This is a genomic window from Streptomyces sp. WAC04114, from assembly GCF_019733245.1.
Taxonomy (GTDB): domain Bacteria; phylum Actinomycetota; class Actinomycetes; order Streptomycetales; family Streptomycetaceae; genus Streptomyces; species Streptomyces massasporeus_A.
On the sequence record NZ_JAIGQA010000076.1, the window covers coordinates 26,342 to 33,129 of the forward strand.

Genomic DNA, 6,788 nt, shown 5'->3' on the forward strand with positions numbered 1-6,788 from the left:
TCACGGCCCTCGGACGGATCAGCCCTTGGCCTCGCCCAGGTGGTGGACCCGCACCATGTTGGTGGTGCCGGGCACGCCGGGGGGCGAACCGGCGGTGATGACCACGATGTCGCCGTCGTTGAAGCGGTTCAGCTTCACGAGCTCCTGCTCGACAAGGTCGACCATCTCGTCGGTGCTGTTCACGAACGGCACCACATGCGGCTCCACGCCCCAGCTCAGCGCCATCTGGTTGCGGGTGCCCTCGTCGGTGGTGAAGGCGATGATCGGCTGCACCGCGCGGTAGCGCGAGAGACGGCGGGCGGTGTCGCCGGACTGAGTGAAGGCCACCAGGCCCCGGCCGCCGAGGAAGTCGGCGATCTCGCACGCGGCCCGGGCCACCGAACCGCCCTGCGTGCGCGGCTTCTTGCCCGGCACCAGCGGCTGCAGGCCCTTGGACATCAACTCCTGCTCGGCCGCGACGACGATCTTCGACATCGTCTTCACGGTCTCGATCGGGTACGCGCCCACGCTCGACTCGGCGGACAGCATGACCGCGTCGGTGCCGTCCAGAATCGCGTTGGCCACGTCGGAGGCCTCGGCGCGCGTCGGACGGGAGTTGGTGATCATCGACTCCATCATCTGGGTCGCCACGATCACCGGCTTGGCGTTGCGCCGGCACAGCTCGATCAGGCGCTTCTGCACCATGGGGACCTTCTCGAGCGGGTACTCGACGGCCAGGTCACCGCGGGCGACCATCACACCGTCGAACGCCATCACGACGTCCTCCATGTTCTGCACCGCCTGCGGCTTCTCGACCTTGGCGATGACGGGGACGCGGCGGCCCTCCTCGTCCATGACGCGGTGCACGTCGTGGACGTCCTTGGCGTCCCGGACGAAGGACAGCGCGACCAGGTCGCAGCCCATCCGGAGGGCGAAGCGGAGGTCCTCGATGTCCTTCTCGGAGAGCGCGGGCACGTTGACGGCCGCGCCGGGCAGGTTGATGCCCTTGTGGTCGGAGATGACGCCGCCCTCGATGACGATCGTCTTCACCCGGGAGCCCTCGACCCCGGTGACCTTCAGCTCGACGTTGCCGTCGTTGATGAGGATCGGGTCGCCCTTGCTGACATCGCCGGGCAGACCCTTGTAGGTCGTCCCGCAGATCGTCTTGTCGCCCGGGACGTCCTCGGTGGTGATGGTGAACTCGTCACCGCGCACCAGCTCCACGGGACCCTCGGCGAAGGTCCCCAGACGGATCTTCGGGCCCTGGAGGTCGGCGAGGACACCGATGGCCCGGCCGGTCTCCTTGGCGGCGGCACGGACCCGGTCGTACCGGCCCTGGTGCTCGGCGTGGCTGCCGTGGCTGAAGTTGAAGCGGGCCACGTTCATGCCGGCTTCGATCAACGCGACAAGCTGATCGTGGGAGTCGACCGCGGGGCCGAGAGTACAGACGATTTTCGAACGGCGCATGGGGCGATCCTATCGGTTTGTTTCGCAACGGAATATTCCGTCTGGCGGAAAATACAAAAGGGCGGCATGCCGCTCAGGTGTGATTCCCCGAACCAATTACCAGCGCGTAGGTCTGTGTCGCGATCTCCAATTCCTCGTCAGTAGGCACCACCGCCACCGCGACCCGGGCGCCCTCGGGAGAGATCAGCCGCGCCTCGTCGCCGCGTACGGCGTTGCGCTCGCCGTCCACCGCAAGGCCCAGCTCCTCCAGCCCCGCCAGGGCGGCCGCCCGCACGGGAGCCGCGTTCTCGCCGACACCGGCCGTGAAGGCGACCGCGTCCACCCGTCCGAGGACGGCGTAATAGGCGCCGATGTACTTCTTCAGCCGGTGAATGTAGATGTCGAACGCCAGCTCCGCCTGCTCGTCGCCCTCGTCGACGCGGCGGCGGATCTCCCTCATGTCGTTGTCACCGCACAGACCGATCAGACCGCTCTTCTTGTTGAGAAGAGTGTCGATCTCGTCGGCGGACATTCCACCAACACGCATCAAATGGAAGATGACGGCCGGGTCCATGTCTCCGGAGCGCGTACCCATCACGAGCCCCTCCAAAGGTGTCAGCCCCATGGAGGTGTCCACGCAGCGACCGCCCCGCACGGCCGACGCCGACGCCCCGTTGCCCAGGTGCAGCACGATCACGTTCGTCTCGGACGGGTCCTTGCCCAGCAGCTCGGCGGTGGCCCGGGAGACGTACGCGTGCGAAGTGCCGTGGAAGCCGTAGCGCCGGATGCGGTGCTCGTCGGCGGTCTTGACGTCGATCGCGTAGCGGGCGGCCGACTCCGGCATGGTCGTGTGGAACGCCGTGTCGAAGACGGCGATCTGCGGCAGGTCCGGCCGCAGCACCTGGGCCGTGCGGATCCCGGTGAGGTTGGCCGGGTTGTGCAGCGGGGCCACCGGGATGAGCCGCTCGATCTCGGCGAGCACGGCGTCGTCGATGACGGTCGGCTCGGTGAAGAACTTCCCGCCGTGCACCACCCGGTGCCCGATCGCGGCGAGTTCGGGCGAGTCCAGGCCCAGGCCGTCCCTGGCGAGCTCCTCGGCGACGGCCTTCAGGGCGGCGTCGTGGTCGGCGATCGCACCGCCGCGCTCCCGGCTCTCGCCGCCGGCCGGGGTGTGCTTCAGCCGGGACGTCTGCTCACCGATGCGCTCGACCAGGCCCACCGCGAGTCGGCTGCTGTCACGCATGTCGAGCAGCTGGTACTTCACCGACGAGGAACCGGAGTTGAGGACGAGGACACGGGTGGGGCTCACTGGGCGGTCGCCTTCTCGCTCGGGGACGGGGCGGGCGTCTGGGCCTGGATCGCGGTGATCGCGACGGTGTTCACGATGTCGGAGACCAGAGCGCCACGGGACAGGTCGTTGACCGGCTTGCGCAGACCCTGCAGCACCGGGCCGACGGCGATCGCGCCGGCCGAGCGCTGCACGGCCTTGTAGGTGTTGTTGCCGGTGTTCAGGTCGGGGAAGATCAGCACGCTCGCCTGCCCCGCGACCTCGGAGCCGGGCAGCTTGGTCGCCGCGACCGACGGCTCCACCGCGGCGTCGTACTGGATCGGGCCCTCGATCATCAGGTCGGGCCGCCGCGCGCGCACCAGCTCGGTTGCCTCGCGCACCTTGTCGACGTCGGCGCCGGAACCCGAGGTGCCGGTGGAGTACGACAGCATCGCGATCCGCGGCTCCACGCCGAACTGCTCGGCCGTGGTCGCCGACTGGATGGCGATGTCGGCCAGCTGCTCGGCGTTCGGGTCCGGGTTGACCGCGCAGTCGCCGTAGACGAGGACCTTGTCGGCCAGGCACATGAAGAACACCGACGAGACGATGTCCGCGTCCGGCTTGGTCTTGATGATCTCGAACGCCGGGCGGATGGTCGCGGCCGTGGAGTGCACCGAGCCCGACACCATGCCGTCCGCGAGGCCCTCCTGGACCATCAGCGTGCCGAAGTAGTTCACGTCGGAGACGACGTCGTAGGCGAGCTCCACGGTGACGCCCCGGTGGGCGCGCAGGGCCGCGTACTTCTCGGCGAAGGTGTCCCGCAGCTCGGAGGTCGCCGGGTCGATCAGCTGGGACTCGCCGAGGTCGACGCCGAGGTCGGCGGCCTTCTTGCGGATCAGGTCGACCGGGCCGAGCAGCGTCAGTTCGCACACACCCCGGCGCAGCAGCACCTCGGCGGCGTGCAGCACCCGCTCCTCGGTGCCCTCGGGCAGCACGACCCGGCGCAGATCGGAGCGGGCCTGCTCCAGCAGCTTGTGCTCGAACATCATCGGCGTGACGCGGTCGCTGCTCGGCGCGGAGACGCGGCGCGCGAGGTCGGCGGTGTCGGCGTACCGCTCGAACAGGCCGAGGGCCCGCTCCGCCTTGCGCGGGGTGGCCGCGTTCAGCTTGCCCTCCAGGGAGAACAGCTGCTCGGCGGTGGGGAAGCTGGTGCCCGCCACCGACAGCACCGGGGTGCCGGGGGCGAGACGGTCGGCGAGGGTGAGGATGTGGTTGCCGGGCACCTCGTCCAGGGTGAGCAGCACACCCGCTATCGGCGGGGTGCCGGCGCTGTGCGCGGCGAGCGAGCCGACGACCAGGTCGGCGCGGTCGCCCGGGGTGACCACGAGGCAGCCCGGGGTCAGGGCGCCCAGGAAGGTCGGCAGCATGGCGCCGCCGAAGACGAAGCCCAGCACGTCCCGGGCGAGCCCGGAGTCGTCGCCCAGCACCACCTTGGCGCCGAGGGCGTGGCCGATCTGCGAGACGGTCGGCGCGGACAGCGCGGGCTCGTCGGGCAGGACGTAACAGGGCACGGGCAGCCGGGAGTCGAGCTGGCCGGCGATCTCGTCGCGGTCCTCGCGGGCCACCCGGTTGGCGACCATGGCCAGGACGTCGCAGCCCAGGGTGTCGTAGGCGCGGTAGGCGTTGCGCGTCTCGGCGAGCACGGACTCGACGGTCTGCTTGCGGCCGCCGACGACCGGGATCACGGACGCGCCGAACTCGTTCGCCAGCCGGGCGTTGAGCGACAGCTCGTCCGGCAGCTGCGTGTCGGCGTAGTCGGTGCCGAGGACCAGGACGACGTCGTAGTCCCGCGCGACCAGGTGGAAGCGGTCGACGAGCGTGGACACCAGCTCGTCGGTGCCGGCCTCGGCCTGGAGGGCGGACGCCTCGTGGTAGTCCATGCCGTAGACGGTCGCCGGGTCCTGGGTGAGCCGGTAGCGGGCGCGCAGCAGCTCGAAGAGGCGGTCGGGTCCGTCGTGGACCAGGGGACGGAACACACCGACCCGGTCGACCTGCCGGGTGAGGAGCTCCATGACCCCCAGTTCGACGACCTGGCGTCCGTCGCCGCGGTCGATGCCGGTCACGTACACGCTGCGGGTCACGCGCGCTCTCCGTTCGTCTCGGATGGGGGTACGCCTCTCGCCCCACTGCTGTCCAGGCGGGGGCACAAAAATCGCCCACCGAGGTGAGCAGAACCCTCTTGACAATACCTCTGCCGCTGGATAAGGCGCCCGTCAGCGTAGGGGTTCCACAGGGGGCTGTGGGGCGTGAAACAATCGGCAGTGGCTCACCGGTGTCAACAGCGAGCAGGAGACACAGCACGATGCGTATCGGAGTTCTCACCGCAGGCGGCGACTGCCCCGGCCTGAACGCCGTGATCCGGTCGGTCGTGCACCGGGCGGTCGACCACTACGGCGACGAGGTCATCGGTTTCGAGGACGGCTACGCCGGTCTGCTGGACGGCCGATACCGCAGCCTCGACCTGGAGTCCGTCAGCGGCATCCTGGCCCGCGGCGGCACCATCCTCGGCTCGTCCCGGCTGGAGCGCGACCGGCTGCGCGAAGCCTGCGAGAACGCCTCCGACATGATCCACCAGTTCGGCATCGACGCGCTCATCCCGATCGGCGGCGAGGGCACGCTGACGGCCGCGCGCATGCTGAGCGACGCCGGTCTGCCCGTCGTGGGTGTCCCGAAGACGATCGACAACGACATCTCCTCCACGGACCGCACCTTCGGCTTCGACACCGCCGTGGGCGTCGCCACCGAGGCGATGGACCGGCTGAAGACCACCGCCGAGTCCCACCAGCGGGTGATGGTGGTGGAGGTCATGGGCCGGCACGCGGGCTGGATCGCCCTGGAGTCCGGCATGGCGGCCGGTGCGCACGGCATCTGCCTGCCGGAGCGGCCGTTCGACCCGGCCGACCTCGTGAAGATGGTCGAGGAGCGGTTCTCCCGCGGCAAGAAGTTCGCGGTGGTCTGCGTCGCCGAGGGCGCCCACCCCGCCGAGGGCTCCATGGACTACGTCAAGGGCGCCATAGACAAGTTCGGCCACGAGCGCTTCCAGGGCATCGGCACCGCCCTCGCCCACGAGCTGGAGCGGCGCCTGGGCAAGGAGGCCAAGCCGGTCATCCTCGGCCACGTCCAGCGCGGTGGTGTCCCGACCGCCTACGACCGGGTGCTCGCCACCCGGTTCGGCTGGCACGCGGTGGAGGCGGCGCACCAGGAGCAGTTCGGCAGGATGACCGCCCTGCGCGGCACGGACATCGTGATGGTCCCGCTCGCGGAGGCCGTGACCGAGCTGAAGACGGTGCCGAAGGACCGCATGGACGAGGCCGAGTCGGTCTTCTAGGAGCCGGCTTTCCCCGAGGGCCGGACGTCTAGCCGGCCTCCCGGTCGGTGTCGTCCTGGAGCTTCGTCCAGAAGTGCTCCACGATCCGGTCGAGGAAGTCCTGGCCGGCACCGCCCGCGTCACCGCTGCCGCCGCCCCAGCTCAGGGTGGCCGCCATGTGCCCCTGGTAGTCCTCGTGCAGGCCCTGCAGGGCGGCTTCCAGGAACCGCCGGTCCAGGGGCACGAGTTTGGCCACGGGGCGGACATAGGCCTGCCAGCGGGTGGTGGCGGCGCTGCGCAGCAGATCGCCGAGTCTGCCGTCGCGGCCCGTGACCGTGACGAAGTCGGGCAGGTCTAGCCCGAGCAGTTCGGCCAGCGCGGCGGACTGCCGTTCCGTGCCGCGCCAGGAGTCGGTCTCCTCCATGCGCAGATACGCGAGCACGTCGTGCCTCACGGCCCGGGCCACGTCCTCCGGGGCGAGGCAGCGGGCGATGCGGTGTTCGCGCAGGGTGCGCGGTCTGCCGATGAGTTCGGCGGGCGAGCACCACAGCACGCCCGCGAGCGCGGTGAGTTCGGAGTTGGTCGGGGCGGCGGCCCCGCGCTCCCAGGCCATCACGTGGTCCGGAGTGACGTGGGGGTGCCCGTACGAGACGCGCATGCCGTAGGCGACGTGCTCGGGGGCCATGCCGAGGGCCGCGCGCAGCCGGCGGGCGGCGGGGGCGTTGAAGG

At 70.2% G+C, this 6,788-nt stretch carries 5 protein-coding genes; 1 reads left to right on the forward strand and 4 read right to left on the reverse strand.

Features of this window, described 5'->3' with window-relative positions; all coding sequences use genetic code 11:
• Positions 1-18: 18 nt before the first annotated feature.
• The 3 genes from pyk to pta all read right to left on the reverse strand — a co-directional run bounded on the left by pyk (position 19) and on the right by pta (position 4,833).
• The gene (pyk, locus tag K4G64_RS20540) at positions 19-1,446 is read right to left on the reverse strand and encodes a pyruvate kinase (RefSeq protein WP_221757481.1); all 1,428 of its coding nucleotides are present in this window, start codon (positions 1,444-1,446) and stop codon (positions 19-21) included.
• A gap of 73 nt (positions 1,447-1,519) precedes the next feature.
• On the reverse strand, positions 1,520-2,734 hold the full coding sequence (locus K4G64_RS20545) for an acetate kinase (RefSeq protein WP_221757482.1): 1,215 nt from the start codon (positions 2,732-2,734) through the stop codon (positions 1,520-1,522).
• Complete coding sequence (gene pta, locus K4G64_RS20550) at positions 2,731-4,833, reverse strand: phosphate acetyltransferase (RefSeq protein ID WP_221757483.1); 2,103 nt, start codon at positions 4,831-4,833, stop codon at positions 2,731-2,733. Before pta ends, K4G64_RS20545 begins: the two co-directional genes overlap by 4 nt.
• A gap of 221 nt (positions 4,834-5,054) precedes the next feature.
• On the opposite strand from pta, the gene K4G64_RS20555 reads away from it, so the two are divergent.
• Positions 5,055-6,080, forward strand: a complete 1,026-nt coding sequence (locus tag K4G64_RS20555) for an ATP-dependent 6-phosphofructokinase (protein ID WP_221757484.1) — start codon at positions 5,055-5,057, stop codon at positions 6,078-6,080.
• 28 nt (positions 6,081-6,108) lie between these two features.
• On the opposite strand, the gene K4G64_RS20560 is transcribed toward K4G64_RS20555, so the two are convergent.
• Positions 6,109-6,788, reverse strand: a 680-nt coding sequence (locus K4G64_RS20560) for an XRE family transcriptional regulator (RefSeq protein WP_260460720.1), incomplete at its 5' end; no start/stop codon positions are given.

Excerpts from the sequence above, each read along its gene's own strand:
- pyk (WP_221757481.1), bottom strand. The coding sequence starts at position 1,446 with ATGCGCCGTTCGAAAATCGTCTGTACTCTCGGCCCCGCGGTCGACTCC.
- K4G64_RS20555 (WP_221757484.1), top strand. The coding sequence starts at position 5,055 with ATGCGTATCGGAGTTCTCACCGCAGGCGGCGACTGCCCCGGCCTGAAC.